Annotated in this window: 18 protein-coding genes and 6 pseudogenes; 18 read left to right on the top strand and 6 right to left on the bottom strand. The window is 57.3% G+C overall.

The window, feature by feature from the left end; all coding sequences use genetic code 11:
- Nucleotides 1–34 precede the first annotated feature (34 nt).
- On the bottom strand, nt 35–382 hold the full coding sequence (locus CBE74_RS21470) for a YbaN family protein (RefSeq protein WP_087454386.1): 348 nt from the start codon (nt 380–382) through the stop codon (nt 35–37).
- Nucleotides 383–586: 204 nt separating this feature from the next.
- On the opposite strand from CBE74_RS21470, the pseudogene CBE74_RS21465 reads away from it, so the two are divergent.
- The 11 genes and pseudogenes from CBE74_RS21465 to CBE74_RS21415 all read left to right on the top strand — a co-directional run bounded on the left by CBE74_RS21465 (nt 587) and on the right by CBE74_RS21415 (nt 10,239).
- Nucleotides 587–1,506: pseudogene (locus CBE74_RS21465) on the top strand (D-isomer specific 2-hydroxyacid dehydrogenase family protein).
- A 58-nt stretch (nt 1,507–1,564) separates the two neighbouring features.
- Nucleotides 1,565–2,851 carry a glutamate-5-semialdehyde dehydrogenase gene (locus tag CBE74_RS21460; protein ID WP_087454385.1) on the top strand — a complete coding sequence of 429 codons (1,287 nt, stop codon included), beginning with the start codon at nt 1,565–1,567 and terminating at the stop codon, nt 2,849–2,851.
- Between the two features lie 48 nt (nt 2,852–2,899).
- A complete protein-coding gene (gene nadD, locus CBE74_RS21455) occupies nt 2,900–3,556 on the top strand; it encodes a nicotinate-nucleotide adenylyltransferase (RefSeq protein WP_087454384.1) in 657 nt (218 codons plus the stop codon).
- A gap of 54 nt (nt 3,557–3,610) precedes the next feature.
- On the top strand, nt 3,611–4,078 hold the full coding sequence (gene rsfS / locus CBE74_RS21450) for a ribosome silencing factor (RefSeq protein WP_087454383.1): 468 nt from the start codon (nt 3,611–3,613) through the stop codon (nt 4,076–4,078).
- A gap of 4 nt (nt 4,079–4,082) precedes the next feature.
- Nucleotides 4,083–4,829: a histidine phosphatase family protein gene (locus CBE74_RS21445; protein WP_087454382.1), complete on the top strand. Its 747-nt coding sequence runs from the start codon at nt 4,083–4,085 to the stop codon at nt 4,827–4,829.
- A gap of 11 nt (nt 4,830–4,840) precedes the next feature.
- The gene (locus CBE74_RS21440; protein WP_087454381.1) at nt 4,841–5,671 is read left to right on the top strand and encodes a DegV family protein; all 831 of its coding nucleotides are present in this window, start codon (nt 4,841–4,843) and stop codon (nt 5,669–5,671) included.
- Between the two features lie 151 nt (nt 5,672–5,822).
- Nucleotides 5,823–6,503, top strand: coding sequence for a ComEA family DNA-binding protein (locus tag CBE74_RS24770; protein ID WP_087454926.1), 681 nt, complete (start codon nt 5,823–5,825; stop codon nt 6,501–6,503).
- Nucleotides 6,500–7,819: pseudogene (locus CBE74_RS24640) on the top strand (ComEC/Rec2 family competence protein); the annotation flags it as partial. The gene CBE74_RS24770 and the pseudogene CBE74_RS24640, both read left to right, overlap by 4 nt.
- A 408-nt stretch (nt 7,820–8,227) precedes the next feature.
- A complete protein-coding gene (holA, locus tag CBE74_RS21425) occupies nt 8,228–9,190 on the top strand; it encodes a DNA polymerase III subunit delta (protein WP_087454924.1) in 963 nt (320 codons plus the stop codon).
- Nucleotides 9,191–9,200: 10 nt separating this feature from the next.
- Nucleotides 9,201–9,602, top strand: coding sequence for an ankyrin repeat domain-containing protein (locus tag CBE74_RS21420; RefSeq protein WP_087454925.1), 402 nt, complete (start codon nt 9,201–9,203; stop codon nt 9,600–9,602).
- Complete coding sequence (locus tag CBE74_RS21415) at nt 9,592–10,239, top strand: LysE family translocator (RefSeq protein ID WP_087454380.1); 648 nt, start codon at nt 9,592–9,594, stop codon at nt 10,237–10,239. Before CBE74_RS21420 ends, CBE74_RS21415 begins: the two co-directional genes overlap by 11 nt.
- Before the next feature lie 98 nt (nt 10,240–10,337).
- On the opposite strand, the gene rpsT is transcribed toward CBE74_RS21415, so the two are convergent.
- Both rpsT and CBE74_RS21405 read right to left on the bottom strand, forming a co-directional pair.
- Entirely contained in the window at nt 10,338–10,601 is a 264-nt protein-coding gene (gene rpsT / locus CBE74_RS21410) for a 30S ribosomal protein S20 (protein ID WP_023636099.1), read from the bottom strand.
- Nucleotides 10,602–10,885: 284 nt separating this feature from the next.
- Nucleotides 10,886–11,440 (bottom strand): type II toxin-antitoxin system PemK/MazF family toxin, encoded by a 555-nt coding sequence (locus CBE74_RS21405; RefSeq protein ID WP_087454379.1) that lies wholly within the window; start codon nt 11,438–11,440, stop codon nt 10,886–10,888.
- 195 nt (nt 11,441–11,635) lie between these two features.
- Between CBE74_RS21405 and lepA the strand changes: the two genes are divergently transcribed.
- From lepA to CBE74_RS21370, 7 genes and pseudogenes are all read left to right on the top strand, one after another.
- Nucleotides 11,636–13,483 carry a translation elongation factor 4 gene (gene lepA / locus CBE74_RS21400; RefSeq protein ID WP_087454378.1) on the top strand — a complete coding sequence of 616 codons (1,848 nt, stop codon included), beginning with the start codon at nt 11,636–11,638 and terminating at the stop codon, nt 13,481–13,483.
- A 218-nt stretch (nt 13,484–13,701) separates the two neighbouring features.
- Nucleotides 13,702–14,172: a hypothetical protein gene (locus CBE74_RS21395; RefSeq protein ID WP_225870268.1), complete on the top strand. Its 471-nt coding sequence runs from the start codon at nt 13,702–13,704 to the stop codon at nt 14,170–14,172.
- Nucleotides 14,173–14,303: 131 nt separating this feature from the next.
- Nucleotides 14,304–14,932 (top strand): annotated as a pseudogene (locus CBE74_RS21390) (ATP-binding cassette domain-containing protein).
- On the top strand, nt 14,929–15,636 hold the full coding sequence (locus CBE74_RS21385; protein WP_087454377.1) for an ATP-binding cassette domain-containing protein: 708 nt from the start codon (nt 14,929–14,931) through the stop codon (nt 15,634–15,636). The pseudogene CBE74_RS21390 and the gene CBE74_RS21385 overlap by 4 nt, the downstream one beginning before the upstream one ends.
- Nucleotides 15,633–16,881, top strand: a pseudogene (locus tag CBE74_RS21380) (MFS transporter). The gene CBE74_RS21385 and the pseudogene CBE74_RS21380 overlap by 4 nt, the downstream one beginning before the upstream one ends.
- A complete protein-coding gene (locus CBE74_RS21375; protein WP_087454376.1) occupies nt 16,878–18,386 on the top strand; it encodes an ABC transporter substrate-binding protein in 1,509 nt (502 codons plus the stop codon). Before CBE74_RS21380 ends, CBE74_RS21375 begins: the two are co-directional and overlap by 4 nt.
- A 6-nt stretch (nt 18,387–18,392) precedes the next feature.
- Nucleotides 18,393–20,132: pseudogene (locus CBE74_RS21370) on the top strand (ABC transporter permease subunit).
- On the opposite strand, the gene CBE74_RS21365 reads toward CBE74_RS21370, so the two are convergent.
- From CBE74_RS21365 to CBE74_RS24840, 3 genes and pseudogenes are all read right to left on the bottom strand, one after another.
- Nucleotides 20,133–20,828 (bottom strand): ABC transporter ATP-binding protein, encoded by a 696-nt coding sequence (locus tag CBE74_RS21365; protein ID WP_225870398.1) that lies wholly within the window; start codon nt 20,826–20,828, stop codon nt 20,133–20,135.
- A 21-nt stretch (nt 20,829–20,849) separates the two neighbouring features.
- A complete protein-coding gene (locus CBE74_RS21360) occupies nt 20,850–21,461 on the bottom strand; it encodes an FtsX-like permease family protein (RefSeq protein ID WP_225870269.1) in 612 nt (203 codons plus the stop codon).
- 273 nt (nt 21,462–21,734) lie between these two features.
- Nucleotides 21,735–22,250: pseudogene (locus CBE74_RS24840) on the bottom strand (FtsX-like permease family protein); the annotation flags it as partial.
- Between the last annotated feature and the right edge of the window lie 222 nt (nt 22,251–22,472).

The raw sequence follows: 22,472 nt of genomic DNA, 5'->3' as shown, positions 1-22,472 counted from the left end.
TTTGAACAACGATCAATTGACTCGTTGTTTTAGTTCATCTTCCGAGCCGCACGATATGCGTGGAGACAGCCGCACCGATACACATAAAGACAAACCACATCACAGGCTTGTCGACGAGAAACGCTGACACCAATAATCCTGTCCACATCAGCGTGAGCGTGCGTGCCTTGTGCGAGGTGGTCATCTTCCCCTCGTAGTAGTTGCTGAGGTAAGGGCCAAACCATCTGTGATTGAGCAACCAGTGATGGAAACGTTCAGAGCTCCGTGCAAAGAAGAAAGCAGCCGCTAACAGAAAGGGTGTCGTGGGAAGTATCGGTAGGAAGACCCCGAGCATCCCAAGTGCCACGCACAGCATCCCCAATGTAATCAGAACAAATTTCACAAGGTGTGATTGTAGCGGAGAACGTGGAAAAAATTTAGGGGACGCTAAGTTTCGGGTTGGGAATCACTCGCGGGATCACTTGCCGGAGCATCTGTTGGAGACTGCCGTGGGAGACACGGCGGGAAATTCCCCACGGGGAATAAAAGCGTACCTTGTGTGGCAAGACACAAAGTGACAGATCCGCGACAAGAAAGGCAGCAACCGATGAAGTTTGTCATGTACCCGGAGATCTGGGAGAAGGCCACTGGACAGCTGGAAGCAGCCGGACATACCCGAGTGGACGACCTGGATGAGGCGGATTTCCTTGTCTTTAATGGCACGGGTCGGCAGTTTCCGGAATTGCCCGCAGGCTTGAAGTTTGTGCAGGTGGCCTTTGCTGGCGTTGACGGGCTCGCAGAGGCGGGGGTGCTCACCCCGGAAGTACGGTGGGCCAATGCAGCTGGTCTCTATGCGGATTCAGTCGCTGAGTCCACGCTCACCATGTTGTTGTCGGTGCTGCACCATATTCCGGCAGTGGTGCGGGCCCAGACGTGGGGCATAAGAAAACTGCCAGATGAGAAGACTAATTGGCTCTATGACAACAAGACCTTGGTTGTGGTGGGTGCGGGAGGGATTGCTCGCCGTCTGTTTGAACTTGTGTCTGGTTTTGGGCTGCACACGATCGCTGTCAACCGTTCGGGGCGGCCGGTGGAACAAGCCGATGAGACGGTGAGTTATGTGGAGCTGGACCGAGTACTCGGTGTCGCGGATTATGTGGTGCTTCTTGCGCCCTTGACCTGACCTCCGAGACCCGTGGCATGGTGGATGCGCGGACCCTAGGGATGATGAAGCCGGAAGCCGTGCTGGTGAACGTGGGGCGCGGTGGTCTCGTGGTTACGGAAGACCTTGTTCATGCGCTACAGCAGGGCACCATAGCCGGAGCGGCTCTTGACGTTACAGATCCAGAACCGCTGCCCGATGGGCATCCGCTGTGGTCAATGGACAATGTTCTTGTCACCCCACATGTGGCGAACACGAAGGACCGCATGCATGCGCTCAGCGGCGAATTGTTCGTGGCCAATGCTCGGGCGTTTGAGGCGGGGGAGACGATGCCCACGGAAGTGGATGTGGCAGCGGGGTATTAGCAGGCAGCCCGGCGCTGCGCACGACGCTTAGCTGTGACGTTGGGTACGGTAATACGTTATGACCAACGCAGATATCCGCAGCATCGAGCGTGACGACGTCCTAGCCAAGGCGCGCGCAGCGCATGCCATTTCCCCACGGGTGGCACGTTTACGTAGCTCACAGAAAAACGCGATCCTTCTTGCCGCCGCTGAGGCCCTCTGTGCCCACACCCCGACGATTCTTTCGGCGAATGCCCGCGATGTGGAGGAAGGGCGCGCTCACGGGATGAGCGAGTCGCTCATTGACCGTCTGAGCCTGGACGAGGGGCGTATTACTGCTATGGCTGATGGGCTGCGTCAAGTCGCGTCTCTCGCAGACCCCGTGGGCAATGTCGTGGATGGTCGAGTAATGCCTAACGGCATCCAGATGCGTCAAGTACGCATTCCTTTGGGCGTTATGGGCATGGTGTACGAGGCTCGCCCTAACGTGACGGTGGACGCATTTGGTTTGGCGCTGAAGTCGGGAAATGTGGCTCTGCTGCGCGGTTCCAAATCTGCCCGTTACTCCAATGCTGCTTTGGTGAGCGTGCTCCAAGACGTGCTGGTTTCTCATGACGTCCCTGCGGAGGCCGTGCAATTGTTACCGTGTGATACCCACGAGAGCGTGCAAGATCTGATCACTGCACGTGGACTTGTCGACGTCGTCATTCCACGGGGCGGCGCAGGACTCATCGAAGCTGTGGTCACGGGAGCCACGGTTCCCACAATCGAGACTGGAACAGGAAACTGTCATTTCTATATCGATAGAGACGTCGCCGATATCGACCAGGCCATTGAGATGTTGCTCAACGGCAAGACACGGCGTTGTTCGGTGTGCAATGCAACAGAGACTGTCTTGATCGATGGTGCATTGCCGGTGGAAACGCAGCGGAAAGTGATCGACGCCCTGCAGCAGGCTGAGGTGACGGTACATGGGGACGTCGACACGCTAGGACAGCTGGGCGTTAGCAACATCGTGCAGGCGAAAGAGGAGGATTGGGCCGAGGAATATCTTTCCATGGACATTGCCGCGCGCATCGTTGATGGCATCGACGGCGCACTTGACCATATCCGAACCTATTCCACGGGGCACACCGAGGCGATAGTCACCGGAAACATCGTGACTGCACAGCGTTTTGCAGATGAAGTAGACGCTGCAGCGGTCATGATCAATGCTTCCACGGCGTTCACAGACGGTGAGCAGTACGGGATGGGGGGCAGAGATCGGGATCTCTACCAAAAGCTGCACGCCCGTGGCCCGATGGCGCTGCCGGAGCTGACCACCACCAAGTGGATCTTGCAAGGTACCGGCCAGACGCGCCCCTAGTCGGAGACTTATCGGAATCTGATTGGAATAAACAGGAAGGATACGGCCATGACCGTCATCGAGCATCCGCGCCGGGTAGGGATCATGGGCGGCACCTTTGACCCGATTCACCATGGTCACCTGGTGGCGGCCAGCGAGGTAGCCGCCAGATTTGATCTGGACCTGGTGGTATTTGTCCCCACGGGAACATCCTGGCAGAAGGAAGAATGCGATGTGTCGCATGCCGAGGACCGCTATCTGATGACGGTGATTGCCACCGCTTCTAACCCACGGTTTAGCGTGAGTCGGGTAGACATTGATCGTCCAGGGGCAACCTATACCGTTGACACCCTGAAAGATCTGCAAGAGCAATATCCGGATGCGGAACTGTTTTTTATCACCGGTGCGGATGCCTTAGGTAATATCCTTACGTGGAAAAACTGGGAGCGCGTTCTTGAACTTGCCACGTTTGTGGGGGTCACGCGCCCCGGATACGTGCTTAAAGAGGACATGCTGCCGCTGAAGTATCAAGAGCGCGTTGAGCTCATTGAGATTCCGGCCATGGCTATTTCTTCTACGGGGTGCAGGCGCCGTGCGCGTGAAGGCCTGCCCGTGTGGTATCTGGTACCCGACGGAGTTGTGCAATACATAGCAAAACGCCGCCTGTACCATCCCGGTGGTGCGGACACATATCGTGATCCAACTCCGAAACCACGAACCAGTTAGCCAATCATGGCTATTACATGGAACAATTAGGCTCGATTTAGGAAAGGACCCCCTGTGACCGCAACCCAAGACACTATTCGCTTGGCTTCCAGTGCAGCACTTGCCGCAGATGAGAAACAAGCAACCAACATCGCAGTGATTGATGTCTCCGATGTCATGGCGATCAGTGAGGTATTTGTACTGGCCTCCGCAGACAATGAGCGTCAAGTACGCGCCATCGTCGAGGAGATCGAGGACGTTCTCACCGCAGAAGGATACGAGCCAAAGCGCCGTGAAGGAAACCGCGAAAACCGCTGGGTGCTTCTGGACTACGGCATGCTCGTCATTCACGTCCAACGCAACACCGAACGCGACTTCTACGGGCTGGATCGCCTCTACCAAGACTGCCCGCTTATTGAGATCGAAGGCGTAGAGACGATGAACCGTCCCGAAGAATGGGCCGATGACATCGATGTACGCAACGTAGAGTCTCTCGACGAGATCCCCCTCGCCGGTGAGGAACCCGCCGAAGAGGAGTTCTAGTTCCATGACCCGCCGTCTCATCCTGCTCCGCCACGGACAGACTGAATACAACGCGACGCGTCGCATGCAGGGGCACCTCGATACTGTGCTTTCCGATGCCGGTTGGTCGCAGGCTGAAGCGGCGGCGGACTTCCTGGCTACACTTCCCATCGGAAAAATCATCTCCTCAGATCTCGCCCGTGCTCGCGACACGGCTGCCGTGGTCGGCAAGCGCCTCGGCATCGACGTGACCACCGACCCTCGGCTTCGGGAAACCGACTTGGGAGAGTGGCAAGCCAAAACCATAGGCGAGGTGGATGCTGACTATCCCGGTGCGCGCGCTGTGTGGCGTCACGACGCCACCTGGGCACCTCCCCGTGGGGAATCGCGACTCGACGTGGCACACCGGGCACGCCCCGTTGTCGACGAGCTGATGCGGGATTACCACGACTGGGATGACACAAGTGTGCTTATCGTTGCCCACGGTGGGACGATCAGCGCGTTGACCTGTCATCTCCTAGGCCTGGAGGTCGGTCAATACCCGATATTCTCGGGCCTGAATAACACCTGTTGGGCGCAGCTCACAGCACGCCCTGAGTTCAAAGACCCACATAGCGCGAGCCAAGAGGCGGAAGAAAAGGCCTATGCCTCCCAGCTGACAGCCCGTTTCACCCCAGAGACCGCAGCGCATGCGCAATGGTATCTCGACGGCTGGAACATGGGCGTGAGCCTCGGGCGAACCAACGTTACTCCTTCGTCTCAACCACAGTAGGGGGTCAGTCGATGCCAGTCAGAATTATCACTGACTCCTCGTCTGGGCTGCCGCAAGACGTGATAGAGGAGTTGGGGATTACCGTCCTTGACCTCCACATCCTTCGTGGGGAATCAGAGGTATCAACGTCTGGGCTCACTGCCCTGGAACTTGCCGCTGCCTATGCGCGTCAACTGGAACGCGGCGGCGACGACGGCGTGGTTGCTCTGCACCTTTCCAAGGAACTTTCCGCTACCTGGTCGGCTGCTGTTGCTGCTTCCGGCGTTTTCGACGGATTAGTCCGCTTGATCGATACCGGAACCGTTGGTATGGCTGTGGGGGCTGCTGCTATGGCTGCTGCCCGCATTGCGCTCGACGGGGCTTCCTTGGACGACTGCGAGGCGTTAGCGCGGGACACGCTCACGCGCTCTGATACATGGCTTTACCTGCACCGAGTAGATGAGCTGCGCAAGTCGGGGCGTATTTCTGCGGCCACCGCGGTGGTATCCGCTGCACTGGCTACCAAACCCATTATGAAGCTGCACAATGGAAAAATTGAGTTAGCTGTAAAAACGCGTACGCAGTCGAAGGCCTTTGCCAAGCTCTCTTCCGTCATTGTGGAACGCTGCGCAGACCATCCGGCGTTCGTGGCGATTCAGCACGCCGATGCAGAAGAAGCTGCGCACAGCCTGGCAGAACAGCTGAGGTTAGCGCTGCCTAGTGGGTCGAGTTTTATGATTACCACGCTTGATCGCAGCGTGACGGTTCACTGTGGCGCAGGGGCTTTGGGAATTTCCGTTGTCTTCTCTGAGTATTCTTCCCCGGAGGAAGACACAGATGATCCCGAGCCTAATAAAAACTAGTCTCACTGCATAGCGCCCCACGGAGTTATCCACAGCGAGAGGGGGTGGTGAAGCGTTATCCACAGGCAGAGGCGCTTCTCACGCTAGGCAGTGGCAGTCCATAGCGCCCGGAGTTTAGTGTGACCCCATGAAGCGGGTGCAGAAAAAGGCTATGGGGAGGCTGCGCGAGCTCACACGTCCGACGGGGACTGAAGACGTGATGGATGTGGATTTTCCCCACGGGGTTCGATGGGAGATCAGTAAAAAGCACGCAGTGATATGGGCAATCGTTCTGATCGTGGCGGTAGGAGCGATAACGCTAGCTCGCGGTGGGGGACCCACGGCTACCGACAAAGCGCTCAAACCTGCGGATCTTGCTGCAGAGACCCATATCCATCAACAAAGCGTGACTACGACAGCAGAGACGACGGTCGTGGTTGCCGTGGTCGGGGCGGTGGAAAAATCGGGGCTTTATACTCTGCCTGCCGGGGCACGTGTCGCGGATGCCCTCCGGTTGGCCGCACCATATCCTGACTCGGATGTGCGTTCCTTGAATCAGGCACAAAAGCTTGTCGACGGCACCCAAATCAGCGTTCCCGGCGCCGGCGAGCCGCACGCCGCGGTAGCACCTAATGCAGCTGGGGCATCTTCGCAAGAGGGAGGGAAAACATCTCTGAACAGCGCAACAGCGGAACAACTGGCTCAGCTTCCTGGCGTCGGTGGGAAAACCGCCGAGGCGATCATCTCGCACCGCCAACGAATCGGCGGGTTTAAAGATATTGGTCAGTTGAAAGACGTCAAGGGGATAGGTCCCAGGAAATTTGAGGCCTTATCGGGGAATGTGATGTTATGACAGAGCTTCGGCTAGTTCCCACTGCAGTCGTGGTGTGGCTGTGCACGTTAGCTGTGTTGTGGAGCCGAACCCCGTGGTGGGGGTTGATCATCGCAGGTATAGGAGCTGTAGCGGTGGTGCGGTGGGATCGCGGGCAGGCGATTGCTGTGGCCGCTGGAGGGGCGTCGATAAGCATAGGGTGCTGGCTGCGGGTCATCGCGGCAGACACTGCACAGTTTGGTAGGGAAATCACTGCGAAGGTGAGTACTACTGTGCAAGAAGTGCGTTCCGGTTGGTTGTTTCGCGCGCATGTTCCGGGGTTTCCCGAGCCAATACCAGTGTTGCTACGAAAGCCAGTAGCAGGATTAACTCCGGGAACGGACATAACCATGACTGGCACAGTGACAACGAGCCGTTCTGTGGGGTTGGGGCGGAGGTTTTTCTTTGCCGACGACATCACAGTGACAGTGACACATGGCCCAGACGGAATACATGCGATAAGTGCCCTTCTGCGCACTCGCTTTAATGAACGCGTGGCGGCGCTCACTGATTCGCCGTCGCAGGGCCTGGTACCCGCCATGGTAATGGGGGACACGTCGCTGCAAACGTCGGAAGAAAAGCAGGAGTATATTGCGACCGGCCTTGCACACCTTTCCGCTGTGAGCTGGGGAAACGTCACTATTCTCATCACCACCGTTATGTCACTTTTGGCAGCATGCGGTTGTAGCCCGCGCGTGCGTAGATGGGCTGCAGGCAGTGCGCTTGTGGCTTTCGTCTGCGTTGTTGGCCCAGAGCCTTCCGTGTTAAGGGCCTCTGTCATGGGAGGCGGGGGTCTTATCGCGGCGATGAATGCGTCAAGAACCCCACCGATTCACGCTCTGTGTCTCGCTGTGGTCTGCCTCCTCCTCTGGGAACCCGGGCTAGCGGCGCACTATGGTTTCGCTCTTTCTGTAGGAGCGACTGCTGGGATTATCACTCTGCACCCCCTGATCTACCGGCCTCTGGCACGCGCCAGTCTCCAGCGACAACGAACACAATTGGGTATCCCTGACATTATTTTGCGGTCGATAGCGGTTGCGATCGCCGCAGAACTCGTGACCGTCCCACTCGTAGCCATGATGGCAGGTCGTATTTCTTTGGTGTCAGTCCCCGCCAACGTTATCGCCGCACCTGTCGTGCCTCTCATTACCGTGATCGGCCTTGCAACCGTCGCACTCGTGTGGATTCCTCCCTTCGATTGGCCGGCGATTCAGCTTCCTGATCTCCTCGCCAGCTGGATCGGCCTGGTCGCCCACACCTGCGCTTCCTGGCGAGGCTCAACGTTAGGCGTACCCCTGCCAGAATCCACGCTGCTTGGCACCTGCTGGGTGATCGTGGTTGCGCTATGGGCTTTGTTGGCTTTCCACTCTCACAAGGCGTGGCCGCTGGGCATTGCGCTGCTCGTTGCCGGGCCTTTTGTCGTACACACCCCACGCGAAGTCGATTACCGCACCTTAAGCATCGTCGTAGTGGAAACCTCCGCCGACGCTGAGACCGCTCCCACCGGCGTTGACTTGATCGTGGTCAAAGAAAAAAACAAAACCACCCAAACGGCCCGTGATGCGTCTCGACGGCACGCCTGTCCTCTTTCCCCACGGGGACGGAAACGTGGCTGTGCTTATCGACGGCACCCAGAAAGCCTCCGACGGACGCTTCTGAGGAACAGTGCCCGCCTCTATGGCACTATTGTCTGCGTGGGTACAACAGTGGGACCGGTCCATCTTGTTCTTGGCGACGACGAATTTCTAGCCGAACGCGCACGTCTGCGCGTCATCGACAGCATCAAAGCTCAAGCCGGCGACGACATCACCGTGTCTTCTCTCCGGGCCGGTGAAGTCAACCAATCGGAACTCATCGACTTATTGAGCCCCTCCCTGTTCGGCGAAGACCGAATCATCGTGCTGAACAAAGTCGAAGAAGCCGGCAAAGAACCAACCCAGCTCATTCTCTCTGCTGCCGTCGACCCCGGGCCCGGCATATACATGATCATCGTGCACTCCGGTGGCGGCCGGCAAAAAGCGACGATCCCCAAATTCAAAAAAATCGCTGAGGTTCATGAGGCCAACAAACTCAAACCCAGCGAACGCATCCCGTGGGTAAACGCAGAGTTTCGTGCACACGGAATTCGTCCCACGCCTGACGTCGTTCATGCGCTTCTAGAAGGCGTGGGCTCTAATCTACGAGAGCTGGCATCCGCGATTAGCCAGCTGATAGCGGATAACAATGGCGAGATAACTGCCGCGAAGGTCCGTGATTACTACGTAGGAGTTGCCGAAGTCTCCGGGTTCGACGTGGCAGACCTGGCATGCTCAGGGCAAACGCAGCGAGCAGTGGCGAGCGCGCGCCGGGCATTGCAATTGGGGGTTAGCCCTGTGGCGCTGGCGGCGGCATTGAGTTACAAGATCGGCGGAATCGCAAGGCTCTACTCCGCCCGCGGCCGGATTGACTCTGCGGGGCTTGCTCGCCAATTAGGTATGGCGCCTTTTGTGGTTGAAAAGACGGCTAAAGTCGCGCGCGCATGGAATGGCGATGCAATTAGCCAAGCAGTCATTCTCATGGCTGACCTTGATGCGAGCCTCAAAGGACATGGCCCCAACGGGACCCTAGGCGGCGACCCGGATTTCGAAATAGAGAATGCAATCCGGCGCATCTCTGAGCTGGCCCGCTAAAATATTGACCGTGAATGACAAATCTGTACCCGAAGACGTCCAAGAGCTGGCATCCAAGCTTTTCGACATGGCCCGCAACGGCGACACCACCAATCTCGCCGCCTACATCGACAACGGCGTAGACCCCAACCTCACCAACCAAGACGGCAACAGCCTGCTGATGCTCGCTGCATACGCCGGGCATCATGAGACACTCGACGCCCTTATCTCCCGTGGAGCAAACGTCAACCAGCTCAATGGTCGCGGGCAGTCACCTCTTGCGGGTGCCGTGTTCAAACAGGATATGACGGTGGTGGAAAAGCTACTCAACGCCGGCGCATTTCCCCACGAAGGGCATCCGAATGCCATCGACACTGCCCGGATGTTCGGATTAGACGAGCTAGCCGCCACGCTTTCCCAACATGGAGCTTAGCCAGCTCGGGACCTTGGTCGTCATCAGCCTGGTCGGCATGGTGACACCTGGATCCGATATCTTTTTTGTCACCCGTCTGGCCACCAAGTCGCGTCGACACGCGTACGCCGCGGTGTGCGGCATTACGATTGGCGTTACGATCTGGCTTACGTTGACCGTGTTTGGTGCGACTGCGTTATTGACTGCTTATCCAGCTATTTTGAGCACGATTCAGCTGGTAGGTGGCCTGTGGATTTTGTGGATGGGAAGCCGGTTGCTGTTGTCGGCGCGGGCGCAGTTTCGCGATGGTGGGGTTACGGTGGCCGCGAATCTTGATTCCCTCGTGGGGACTCCGGCGAGTTGTCTCCGACAGGGATTTTTCACAAATTTGTCTAACCCCAAGATTATTCTTTACCTTGCGGCGATTATTGCTCCGTTTCTCCCCTCGGAGCCAAGCATCGGCACGGCGCTGTTGGTCATTGTGACGCTGGTGGTGTGTACATTCGGCGGCTTTATGCTTCTGGCTACCGTGATTAGTACTAACGCGATGCGGGTGAAGCTGCTCAAGGCTGGCCCATGGATAGACCTGGGCGCTGGCCTTTTCTTTATTTTTGCGGGTTGCGGTTTGGTCTTTACCGGAGCGACTTCGTTGTTCTGACCAAAGCAGCGTGCACCGTCCTCTGTGTTCCCCACGAGTAAGCGCCCGGTATCGTGAAGCAAAACTCCAGATACCGGGCGCTTACTCGTGCGTAAGACTTAAGCCATCTTGTTCAGCGCGTGAGCCATGTTGGACTTCTTGTTTGCCGCGTTGTTGCGGTGGAAGACGCCCTTGGACACGGACTTGTCCAGTGCGCGGGATGCGACGCGAAGCTGGGTCTCAGCTGCGGTCTTGTCGCCGGCAGCGACAGCCTCACGGAACTTGCGGATCTCGGTGCGAACAGCGGAACGAATGGTCTTGTTACGCAGACGAGCCTTCTCGTTGGTGAGAACGCGCTTTTTCTGGGACTTGATGTTTGCCATGGCAATACCTCTTAATTTTCTGTTGAGCCTTTTGTTGGATTGCGGTGAGCTGACACGCGGAACGCGCTAGCTGAGCTGTTCTCGCTATGAAAGCGGACCCAAGGTCCTGACCGCCTTGCGGGAACATCCACCAAAAGGACATTAATGGACAACGAGCGGAAATTTTACCAGCTCGTGGGGGCGGGAACAAACTATTGTGGTCGTGTTGAGAAGGCTAGGGGTGAGGATGCACTTATAAAAAGCTGCCGTGGTGGAAGTCAGTGGTCAGTTATAGGTTTTCCGTGTTATTCCCAGCCGAATTCCCCACGAAGGCGGTTGGCGATGCGATCAAAGCGCCTAGACGGCATGACCGCCCCTGAGCGTCGAATATCGGCTTCTGGCACGGAGACGACTTTGTCTAGCCGTACCCAGCTTTGTCGCCCGGCTTCATCCCAGGGGCCGGCGCCGATGTCGAGCCAGTGGTCGTCGTTGTTGTGCGTCGGGTTGGGGGAGATGAGCAGACCGAGAACTTTGGGGCCATGGCGCCCTACGACCACGATGGAGCGTTCGCGGAGTTTCTTGGGGGAGTTGTCGCTGGGGGCCCAGAACCATACGACCTCTCCGGGGTCGACTTGTCCGTCCATGTTGGGGGCATAGAAGATGGTGCGCGCGCATTCGCCGGAGGGGCGTACTTTGCAGGAGACGATATCCATCCGGTGGAAGCGTCGGTGTTCGTGGTCGAGTCCGATTCGGTCGTTAAGTCTGTCCAGGCCGCGATCGAGTGGGATAGTGGATTCGCGTGTGAGTATGGCTGCGAGTCTGCTTAGCCAGCGCATCTTCACTAGGTCTTTCATGCCCATGCTCCCATACCCTAGCCCTCGCGTAGTGAGTTTGCATGTGTTGTGTAGTTTTGGGGACTTTTGTGGGGGCTGTCGCGTTACGCTTTTGTGTGTGGGGGTGGGCTGCTGAGATGCTAACGCTGCATTGTTCGAGTGTGGCGTGGGTCGGGTAGTGTTAGGGAGAATTCACAAGGAAAGGTACGAGTAGTAACGCCCATGGCCGATAAATTCGCGGAGACGACGTTTACGGATCCCTCGCAGATTCGAAACTTCTGTATCATCGCTCACATTGACCACGGTAAGTCCACCTTGGCGGACCGAATTTTGCAGCTGTCCAATGTTGTCGACGCCCGGGACATGCGTGACCAGTATCTGGACAACATGGATATCGAACGTGAGCGTGGCATCACCATCAAGGCGCAGAACGTGCGTTTGCCGTGGGTTCCGCGTTCTGGCGCGTTTGCCGATCAGCAGATTGTCATGCAGATGATCGACACCCCCGGCCACGTGGACTTTACCTACGAGGTTTCCCGCGCACTTGAGGCCTGCGAGGGCGCGATTTTGCTTGTCGACGCCGCCCAGGGGATTGAAGCCCAAACGCTTGCGAACCTTTATCTAGCTATGGAAAAAGACCTGGAAATCATTCCAGTCTTGAACAAGATAGACCTACCCGCTGCCGACCCCGAGAAATACTCGTTGGAGATAGCCAACATCATCGGCTGCGAGCCTGAGGACGTCTTGAGGGTTTCCGGTAAGACCGGTGAAGGTGTGGCGGAGCTCCTGGACAAGGTTGCCGAGCTGGTTCCGGCCCCCGCTACTGATTTTGGCTCGGAAGCACCCGCCCGCGCGATGATTTTCGACTCGGTCTATGACATCTACCGGGGCGTCGTCACCTACATTCGTATGATCGACGGCAAGCTGACCCCGCGCCAAAAGATTCAGATGATGTCTACCGGCGCAGTCCACGAGTTGCTGGAAATCGGCATCGTTTCCCCCACGCCTAAGAAATGTAAAGGTCTGGGCCCTGGCGAGGTGGGGTACCTGATCACCGGTGTGAAGGACGTGCGCCAGTCCAAGGTGGGCGACACCGTTACGTGGGCCGTCCACGGGGCAGAAGAGCCGTTGCAGGGGTACGAAGAACCGCGTCCCATGGTCTACTCCGGTCTTTTCCCGATTTCCCAGGCTGATTTCCCGGATCTGCGCGATGCTCTGGAAAAACTACAACTTAACGACGCCTCCCTCACCTACGAGCCGGAAACCTCCGTGGCTCTGGGCTTTGGCTTCCGGTGCGGCTTCCTCGGACTTCTGCACATGGAGATCACCCGTGATCGCCTGCAGCGTGAGTTTGACCTCGACCTGATCTCCACGGCACCGTCGGTAAACTACCGCGTGGTCGCCGAAGACGGTGCAGAAACCCGGGTTCATAACCCTTCAGATTGGCCTGCCGGAAAACTGCGTGAGGTTTATGAACCGATCGTGAAGACCACCATCATTGTTCCCTCAGATTTTGTGGGCACCACCATGGAGCTGTGCCAGACTAAGCGCGGAATCATGGGAGGAATGGATTATCTCTCCGAAGACCGCGTGGAGCTGCGCTACACCATGCCGTTGGGCGAGATCATCTTTGACTTCTTTGATCAGCTCAAGTCTCGTACTAAGGGCTACGCCTCCCTCAACTACGAGGAATCAGGTGAACAGATGGCAGACCTGGTCAAGGTAGACATCCTCCTGCAAGGCGAGCCGGTCGACGCATTCTCCGCCATCGTTCACCGAGATAACGCTCAGTGGTACGGCAACAAGATGACCAAGAAGCTCAAGGAACTCGTCCCTCGCCAGCAATTCGAGGTCCCCGTGCAGGCAGCAATTGGCTCCAAAGTGATCGCCCGCGAAAATATCCGAGCCCTGCGTAAAGACGTCCTCGCCAAATGCTACGGCGGCGATATTTCGCGTAAGCGCAAGCTGCTGGAGAAGCAGAAGGCCGGTAAGAAGCGCATGAAGAACATCGGCTCGGTGTCCGTGCCGCAAGAAGCCTTCGTGGCAGCTTTGTCCACGGACGAGGGATAAACACCGCCTGTAACACACACGAGTTCTCCCGATACCATACCCCCTGTATCGGGAGAACTCGTTTATTATTCCCCACGGGGATAGTTTTTGAATCTATGGACATAGGATCACTAGCGGAATGGGCGGGAGCTTTGAGCGGCCTCGCGGCGCTGTTCGTCGCGGTTCAGGCGAATCGGCAGTCGAGAAAATCTGAAAAGTATGCCTGAGAGACAGAAAGCTTGAGCGTTGAACTCAATAGGCATATTCGTGAGGAACAACGACAAACCGAGCTTGCTATGCACAAGCGCGAGCAAGAGCGGGATCACCGAGATATGGAACGCGATCGTCGTCTGATCGCAGGGGGATTACAGGCCTGGTGGTCCTACCGTGACCAACAAGACACATGCCAGCAGTGGGGCCTTGTTGTATCCAATGAAGGCTCGCAGGTATCGATCTTCTACAACGTACAGATCGACGTAGAGGTTCAGGGAATCACCACCCGACCTTTGTGCATAAAAGTACTTCCACCAGGTCGTTATTTTGCTATCAATAGGTTTGAGCAGGGATGGGAGCTTCCGGAGGAATGTGGGTCTTCGCAGACACACGCGCTGTTATCGAGTACCAGGCATCAAGTAGTGAGGATTAGCTTTCAGGATTCCTTGGGAAAGCGCTGGGTGTGGAATCCTCAGGAAGGCCTGAATCCGGGTTAGGTGCACACCTGTGTCTGTGCTAAGCTAGCCGGCGGCAGAACTATTGAAAAGCGAAATACGTTCAATAGCGTCGGTGCGCCGTTGACGGGTCGCGCCGGGAAATAACCGCCCAGGCCCGTGAGGAGTAGATCGTGGAACGCGACCCCGCTGAGCCGATCGTTAGTGTACGGAGTCTCACCATAGCAACAGCGTCTGGTACGACGCTGCTGAGCGTGGATAAGCTTGATATTTTTTTGGCGACAAAATCGCGATCACTGGTCGCAGCGGCTCAGGAAAAACTATGTTGTTGCGTGCGTTGTGTGGGGCGACGACGCCGGGAATCGTCGTCACAGGTGAGATCACACGCGCACGACGCACGGCGCTGATCATGCAGGATTCTTTGGGCTCGCTTAATCCGTTGGTGCGCTGCGATAAACAGGTGCGGCTCATGGCAACGTCCAACCAGGTGGCAGAGCGAGCTTTGGCTAACTGCGGTATCACCAGTGAGCTGGGACATCGCTATCCATTGGAGTTATCGGGCGGTCAGCGCCAGCGCGTGGCGATCGCGGGAGCTCTTGCGTCGCACCCCGAGCTTTTGCTTGCCGACGAGCCCACCTCAGAACTCGATCCCATAGCCACCCTTGCTGTGATCGACGCATTGGACGCATTCCATGAGGCCACGGGCGGCGCAGTAGTGATCTCCACCCATTCGCGGGGAGTTGCTAGGCGATTAGGCACCCGGCAGTTGCATGTTGCCGACGGAAAGATGACACAGCTATGACCAGACGCGTTCTTGTAAAATTTTGCGAGGCTACCGTGGCTGGGCGCGTCGAAAAGCTATCTTTTGAGGTGAATGCGGGCGCGAAACTCGGAGTCATCGGCCCCTCGGGTGCCGGCAAAACCACGCTGATTTCCCTCATCACAAAAATGATCGCCCCGGATTCCGGCAGCGTGAGCGTCGACGCGGCAGTGGTGGGCTACATTCCTCAAGATCCTGGTTCCTCACTGTGCCCACGGATGACAGTGGCCGAGTGCATCATCGAACCGCAAGTGATTCGGCTTCGTGGGCAGGAGGGGAGCGCGGAAAAACTCAACCACCTCCGTGGGGAAATACCCGGTCTTCTGCAGGCGCTTGGGCTGGACCCGGCGGTAGCACAACGCAAGCCCAGGCAGCTCTCTGGCGGGCAGCGGCAACGCGTGGCGATCGCCCGTGCGCTGCTGGGATCTCCTGAACTCGTGATCGCGGACGAGGCCTTTTCGGCCTTGGACGGCGAGACCGCGCGGCTATTGCAGGCGCTGCTCTTGGAATCCGATGCAACAGTTATCTTTGTCTCCCACAATGTTGCCGCGCTGCGCGCCACGTGCAGCCAGCTTCTTGTGATGGTCGGTGGAACAGCGCGCTATGTCGGGCCAGCCGATCACATAAAAACAACCGACCCTGAAGTACAGGTATTTCTCCGCGCTGCTTTGGAGCTTGACCAGTGAAACTAACCAATCTTCCTATCCATATCTCTACGCTGCTTGTCACTCAGATGCTCTTTAACATCGGGTTTTACTTAGTGGTGCCGTTTATTGCAGTTCAGCTTTCAGAAAACCTTGGGGCTGCGGGAGCCGTGGTTGGCCTGGTTTTGGGGATTCGTACCTTTAGTCAACAAGGGCTGTTCTTCCTAGGCGGCGGGCTGGTAGATAAATGGGGCGCTGGTCCCATTTTGCTGGTGGGCGTTGCCATCCGGGTGCTGGGCTTTATCACCGTGGGCATGGCGACGGGTGTGGGGTCGATGACGCTCGGCGTGGTGCTCATTGGTTTTGCAGCAGCATTGTTCTCCCCGGCAGTGGAATCCATTTTTGCCTCTGAAGGCTTCACGCTGGAAAAACAGGGCGTGATTACGCGCGCACGGTTGTTTGCCCTAGACGCGTCCTATTCCCGGGTGGGCTCGTTAACAGGGCCTTTGCTGGGAGCGTTGCTGATCCCCCTCGGATTTTCCACCGTCTCGTTTGCCGGCGCCGCCATCTTCGCTGGCATCTTTGTGATGCACGCGTTGCTATGGCGCCGGTGGAACAAGAACCCAATTCCCCACGGGGAGAGTGCACCTTTGGGGATGGTCGCAGTATGGGCGAGCGTGATCACCAACAAAAAGTTCGTGGTCTTTGCGATTTTATATTCCACGTATCTGCTCGCATACAACCAACAGTATCTTTCGCTGCCGGTGGAGCTTCGGCGCGCTGCTGGCTCGGATAGCTCATTGGGCTGGTTTTTTACAGGCGCTGCGATTTTTGTGATCGCGCTGCAAACGAGTGTGACCCGCTGGGCTGAAAAGCAGCCTACCAAGGTGGTCTTAGGCGGCGGCTTTGGCCTCATGGCTGCGAGCTTTGCCGTGGTTGGTGCAGCGTCAGGGATAGACATACACGGCTGGGCAGCGTACCTGCCAGCCGTGATCATGATGGTGCTGCTGCATACCGGAATTATGATCGCGGTCCCGATAGCCCGAGATCTTGTTGGCGACCTAGCCAGCAACGAGAACCTGGGCTCTTACTACGGGTTCCTTAACGGCTTCGGCGGCTTGGCAGTTCTGCTGGGTTCTGTGGCCGTGGGGGCGACTCTGGACAAAGCGGAAATCACTCAGCCGGCGGGCCGCAATCCCGTGGCTGACTATGACTGCGCTGCTTGCCGTCTCGGCGGTGGGGCTTGCCAAACTTAAAGAACAAAAGAAAGTAGACGTTCAACAATGAAAATGAAGAAACTCGGATTGGCAGTTGCCACCTTGACCGTTGCCGCGACTCTGTCTGGCTGTTTCACCAACTCAGGTTCTGACTCCGCCGACGGACAGACCTTGCGCGTTGCGCTGCAGTTCAAGCCCGTCGCTGGTTTCTCCCTGTTCTCTGACGATTCCGTGCTTAACCTGCGTATGGGTGTCGCGGAGACCCTGGTCACCCTTGACCAGAACGCCAAGCTCAAGCCAGTACTCGCTGAGAAGTGGGAGATGAAAGACGACCGCACTGCTGTGCTTAGCCTGCGTCAGGGCGTGACCTTCCACGATGGAAGCAAACTCGATGCAAAAGCCGTGAAAAATGCCCTTGAACACGCTCTTTCTGCAGCTACCCGACCAAAAGGCCTGGGCAAAGCAGACCTGAAAGTCGAGGCCACCGGCGAGCATGAGGTGACCGTCACGTCGCCTAAGGCTGACCCCATCTTGGTTCAGCGTTTCTCTGACCCCGGCACCGCCATCCTCGCGGAGGCCGCATATCAGGGGGAGAATCCCGACCCATTTGCCCACGGGACGGGGCCCTTCAAGCTGGTCAAGAAAGAAACCGACGGTTCCGTCACCGCTGAGGCCTTTGGCGACTACTGGAACGGCAAGCCCAAGACCTCCGCTCTAAAAGTCTCCTTCATTGAAGACGGCGCAGCTCGCGCCAATGCTTTCCGTGCTGGTGACCTTGACGTGGTCAAGGGCGTCCCTGTGGTCTCGCTGCCAGAGCTTTCCGACGCTCACATCACCGACGTTCACCTCCCACGCGCCGTGCTGCTGCACCTCAACGCTGAAAAGGGCGTGTTCGCAGACGCTCACCTGCGCGCTGCTGTCGCGGGCGCCATCAAGACAGAACCCATCGTGGAGAAAATCTACGAGGGTAAAGCCAATAAGACGCAAGGCTCTCTCTTCAACCAGGACACCGAGTGGGCTGCAGCTCAGAAGGCTAAGCCGCTTGCATCGGAGGCTCCTAAGGCCGACGCGAATCTCGGGGCAGGCAAGACTGTTCGCCTAGCCACCTGGGACTCTCGCGCCGAGCTCCCCGAAACCGCGAATCTCATCGCCGACCAGCTTCGTGCTTTGGGCTTTAACGTGGAGATCACGGTCGCCGACTATGCCTCCCTGGAAAAGCAGCTTCTCGACGGCTCCTTTGACGCCATCATCGGATCCCGCAACTACATGTCTGGTGCTGGTGACCCCCTCGCATTCCTAGAGACCGATTTCTCCTGCGAGGGTTCTTACAACCTGTCGCGCCTCTGCGACCCGAAGATCGACAAGGACATTGCCGACGCTAAGGGCGAGAAAGATCTCAACACTCGCCTCCAGAGCGCCGCATCCATCGGCGCAGACGTGGTATCCACCGGAGCCGTCGTCCCGCTGGCCCACGAGCAACTACTGGTCGCTTCCAAAAATGTAGAGGGCCTGTCCACCGACCCCATGGAACGTTCCCTCATCACAGAAAAGACGGAACTTTCCGCTAAGAAGTAACCCCACATGAGATCGCCTCGCTTTCGCGCACGCACGCTCACCACGGTGGGCATTGCCGTAACAACATATCTGCTAGCCCTCGTAGCCACCGCCTTATTGCCGTGGTTTACCGGGCGCGAGCCGGCTTTCGCCGTCCTCCGAGCCCGCGAACGCGAACGCGAGGCAACTCCCGAATTACTCCAAGCGATCCGGGAGGAATTCGATCTTCCGCAGACTCCGTGGGAATCGGTGTTGCGGTGGTTTGCCGGCCTCTTCCGTGGGGAATTTGGGGTTTCGTGGACCAACCCTGCGCAGGATGCATGGCAGCAGGCCACCCACGGATTAGGAATTACCGCCACCCTCACTTTTGCCTCCACGATGCTGTGTTTGGTGGTGGCCCTCATGATCGTGGGGCCGCGCCTGGCCGGGGCCGCTCGCGGTAAAAGCGCCGGGGCGGCAGCGCCCCAGGTGTTGGCAGCGCTGGCGGCGCTTCCAGACTTTGTTGTCGCTGTGATCGTGTTGTGGTTTTTTCCTTGACTCTGCACGTGTTACCCGTGGGCGGGTGGTCGTCGCCGGCACATATGGTGTTGCCGTCGTTAGCCCTGGGGGTATGCGCCGGCGGTGTCTATGGGCGAGTGCTGTTGATTTCATCTGATTCCGCGATGCAAGAAACGTGGGTGGAATCCTGGCGGATTAATGGCGTGGCACATTCTCGTATTGTCCGCCAGCTACTGTGGCGTTCATTGGTACCCACGATTCCTCTGCTCACCCTTTTCTTCGCCGGTACTCTTGCGAGCACTGCAGCCGTCGAGGTCACCTTTAACATTCCTGGCTTTGGTCGCACCGTGGTGGAATCCGCATTGAGTTCCGATCTTCCTGTGTTGCAAGCTGCAGTTTGTGGTGCTTGTTGTCGGCGCAGTGAGCGGCATCGTGGCGAATTGGCTGCGTCGCTTCATCTTGCGACGTCTGGAAAGCGACGTGGCTGGGGTGTCGTTAGGCACCGGCGTGAACGCAGGAACCAGCGCGGTGTTCGATCGCATCAGCCTTGCTGTGGCGCTGCTTCCGCTTATCGCAGTGGGCGTTGGCGTTGTGCACAGCGGTGCGATTAACACCGACGACCGTTTTTCCGGGTATTCCCTTAGCCATCCGCTGGGTGCAGATCAGCTTGGCCGCGACATCTGGGCCAGGCTTGCCGACGGCTTTGCCTATTCCATAGGAGTCGCCATCGCAGTGACCGCCGCCTGTGCACTCATCGGGCTGATCGCTGGGCATATGGGGTCGTGGGTGCTGCACATCGGCGATGCTCTCAACGCTTTCCCGCCGTCCTCCTCGGCCTCATTCTGGCTGGTGTTAGGTCCTTCCACCACCACGGCTGCCGTTGCAGTGCTATCCGTTGGATGGATTCCGCTGGCCTCTCACTGCGCAGCGGTGGTGCAAGAGGCCAAAGCCAGCGGGCATTATCGTTTCGCTGCAACGATGGGAGCCACCCGATGGCATCTGCTGCGCCACCATGTTGTGCCGTGGACTGCGCCGGCAGTAATCCGCCACTCCGTGGGGAGAATCGCTCACAATGCGATCTCGCTGGCGGCATTGGGATACTTAGGCGTGGGGGCCAGCGTCGGAAGCCCTGATTGGGGCGTGATCCTGGAAGAATCTACGCGTTATCTAGAACGCGCCCCGTGGATGGCACTCGGGCCGATGGTGTGCCTCGTGTGCTTGGGGGTTGTGGCGGCTGTGGCAACCGATACTTTTGAGCGGAAGCGGTGATCACACGCCTTTATCCGCTGTCTGCCCATGAATGCGCGCAAAAAGCTCGGCAGAAGAGGGCGCGTTGAGGACGGCACTGTTGTGCCCGTTTTCCAGGACGATAACGCGATCGGCGGAAGCCGCAATGTCGAGATCATGGGTGACCATGGCTAAAGATGTGCCTGCCGACGTGACCCCGCGGAGCAGATCCATCACGGTGGAACTTGAAGTTACGTCGAGAGAACCTGTGGGTTCATCGGCGAAGAGCAGGGGTGGACGACGCAGCAGGGATCTCGCGATGGCAACACGCTGGCGCTGCCCGCCAGAAAGCTGGTGAGGGTGCTTTTTGCCGATGCCTGGCATCCCCACTTGCTCCAATACGTTATCGACCTTCTTTTTGCTCACTCTTTTCCCTGCCAGCTGCGAAGGGAGCCGTACGTTATCTGAGACATTGAGCGCACTAATCAGATTGAGATCTTGGAAAATAAAGCTCATCGTGGCGCGCCGAATACTGGCCAGCTGCGCCCGAGACGCGCCAGCGACGTCATGCTCGCCGAGACGTATGCGGTCTTCGTCAGCTTGGTGCAAACCGCAGAGGCAATACAACAGCGTCGATTTTCCGGAGCCGGACTTACCAACGATTGCGACGAACTCGCCAGGGTAGGCGTCTACATCGACGCCGCGTAGGACGTCGATACGCTGCGAGCCTGAGCGCAACGAGAAGGGGCCTATTCACGATTACTTACTCCCTATGACGATAGATACTGAATTCTTGCGTGCGCCCCTGGCCGCGATGACCAGCAGCATAATGAGCAGCAACACAATCCCAAGCACAATCACAGCCACTGGTTGCCACCCCGGGGCAGTGAAGGAAGCGACCGGGACGGGGCCGCTTTTAAGAGCAAAGACCATAGCAACCTCGTTGACCGCAACAATGATGCAGGCGCACACTAGCGCAGTTATACCGTACACAACGGATTCCGTTATCGCTTTGGAATACATCATCGGTGGAGTTGCCCCAGAGACCAACAACAGGGCGTTATCCTCGGAACGCTGGTTATACGTTGCAAAGACAACCGCAGCTGCCGAGACACATGCAACCACAATTGGACCACCCAAAAGAAGCGCCATCTGCTCAGGAGGCGCAGACACCGAATCCTCAGCACCATAACCTTGCGTGAAGACCGCTGTGAGTTTTCCTACCCACATGGTCATCACACCAACCGCAGCGGCAGCCAAACTGACTGGCATGACCAAAGAACGCGTAAGCGGTGGGCGAGCGGAGGCCTCCCGGGTGGCCAAAAACCATGCATTGGACTTCACCGGAATGAACCGAAGCAGTGAGATCACCGGAGGAATGACAGCCCCGCCTAGCATTGCGAAAACAAAGCAAAGCAAAATTCCCATACCTGGGTACTACGTAAGGAAATTTCCTACGGATTGAGCCGAATCTGGTTCCGGCGCGCGAGACAAAGCCACATAGAGGCTTAACACCCCGAGTATCAGGATGACTCCTTCCAACGCAGCGATGATGCGTCGAACACGAGATTTTGTTTCCCCGTGGGGAAACCCGGCTGAAGATGAGAAGGCGTGAACAAGGTTGGACTGGACAACCTTAAGCACACTGCGGATACCTGTGACCACATTTACTGCCGCGGTAAGCGAGACCCCTATGACAAGGGCAATCAAAGGGAGCGGGGCAGTAAGGACATCGCTCTGCGGAAGACCACTATAGAAGCCACGAAAGCGGCGTACGCGGGCCACACGGCGATAGCCACAAGGGCTCCGATCACCGCTGATAGCGCGCTCACTAAGAGGACCTCAAGGAGCAAAATACTAAAAGCGGCCTTTGGCATAACTCCCACGATCTGCCAAAGCGCGACATGCCGTTGTTGCAACCGGATACAAATACCGACCACCAGAACAAAAGAAGCAAAACCGGTAAGAGCAGTAAAACCAAGTGCCACGCCGCCCATAGCGATAAATGCCTGTTGCGCTTTACCATCGGGCTGCCACCCCAGCTGCAACAAGCCCGATATTGAGAGAAAGGACAACAGACAAAGCGATGGAAGAGATAAATAATGCAATCCAGGTGGTCGAAGACCGAACTACAGAACGAACAATGAGTTTCCCGAGCATGTAATTCCATCCTGCTTTGGCGATTGATCAACTTTAAGGGCTGTGGAGGGAGGGGTACATCTGAAAATTTCTAGAAATAGGACTACCAAAATACATTAGAGAAATTTCAGCGTTTCATAAGTTAAGGATATATATCTAAAAAGGATAAAGGAAGATGTGAGGGGTGCTTTGCTGAATAGGGGGTGCAACATTGTCGCTTTTGAGAACGCTAAAAATTGTGTC

The organism is Corynebacterium silvaticum, from assembly GCF_002162115.2.
Taxonomy (GTDB): domain Bacteria; phylum Actinomycetota; class Actinomycetes; order Mycobacteriales; family Mycobacteriaceae; genus Corynebacterium; species Corynebacterium silvaticum.
Note: the sequence above shows the minus strand (reverse complement) of the source record. Positions and strands in the feature narration are given on the sequence as shown.

What these genes read in the sequence shown, in the direction of transcription:
- CBE74_RS21445 (WP_087454382.1), top strand. Translation starts at nt 4,083, where the DNA reads ATGACCCGCCGTCTCATCCTGCTCCGCCACGGACAGACTGAATACAAC.
- CBE74_RS21375 (WP_087454376.1), top strand. Translation starts at nt 16,878, where the DNA reads ATGAAAATGAAGAAACTCGGATTGGCAGTTGCCACCTTGACCGTTGCC.
- CBE74_RS21385 (WP_087454377.1), top strand. Translation starts at nt 14,929, where the DNA reads ATGACCAGACGCGTTCTTGTAAAATTTTGCGAGGCTACCGTGGCTGGG.
- CBE74_RS21405 (WP_087454379.1), bottom strand. Translation starts at nt 11,440, where the DNA reads ATGGGCATGAAAGACCTAGTGAAGATGCGCTGGCTAAGCAGACTCGCA.
- CBE74_RS24770 (WP_087454926.1), top strand. Translation starts at nt 5,823, where the DNA reads ATGGGGAGGCTGCGCGAGCTCACACGTCCGACGGGGACTGAAGACGTG.
- lepA (WP_087454378.1), top strand. Translation starts at nt 11,636, where the DNA reads ATGGCCGATAAATTCGCGGAGACGACGTTTACGGATCCCTCGCAGATT.
- CBE74_RS21415 (WP_087454380.1), top strand. Translation starts at nt 9,592, where the DNA reads ATGGAGCTTAGCCAGCTCGGGACCTTGGTCGTCATCAGCCTGGTCGGC.
- CBE74_RS21460 (WP_087454385.1), top strand. Translation starts at nt 1,565, where the DNA reads ATGACCAACGCAGATATCCGCAGCATCGAGCGTGACGACGTCCTAGCC.
- nadD (WP_087454384.1), top strand. Translation starts at nt 2,900, where the DNA reads ATGACCGTCATCGAGCATCCGCGCCGGGTAGGGATCATGGGCGGCACC.
- rpsT (WP_023636099.1), bottom strand. Translation starts at nt 10,601, where the DNA reads ATGGCAAACATCAAGTCCCAGAAAAAGCGCGTTCTCACCAACGAGAAG.
- CBE74_RS21440 (WP_087454381.1), top strand. Translation starts at nt 4,841, where the DNA reads ATGCCAGTCAGAATTATCACTGACTCCTCGTCTGGGCTGCCGCAAGAC.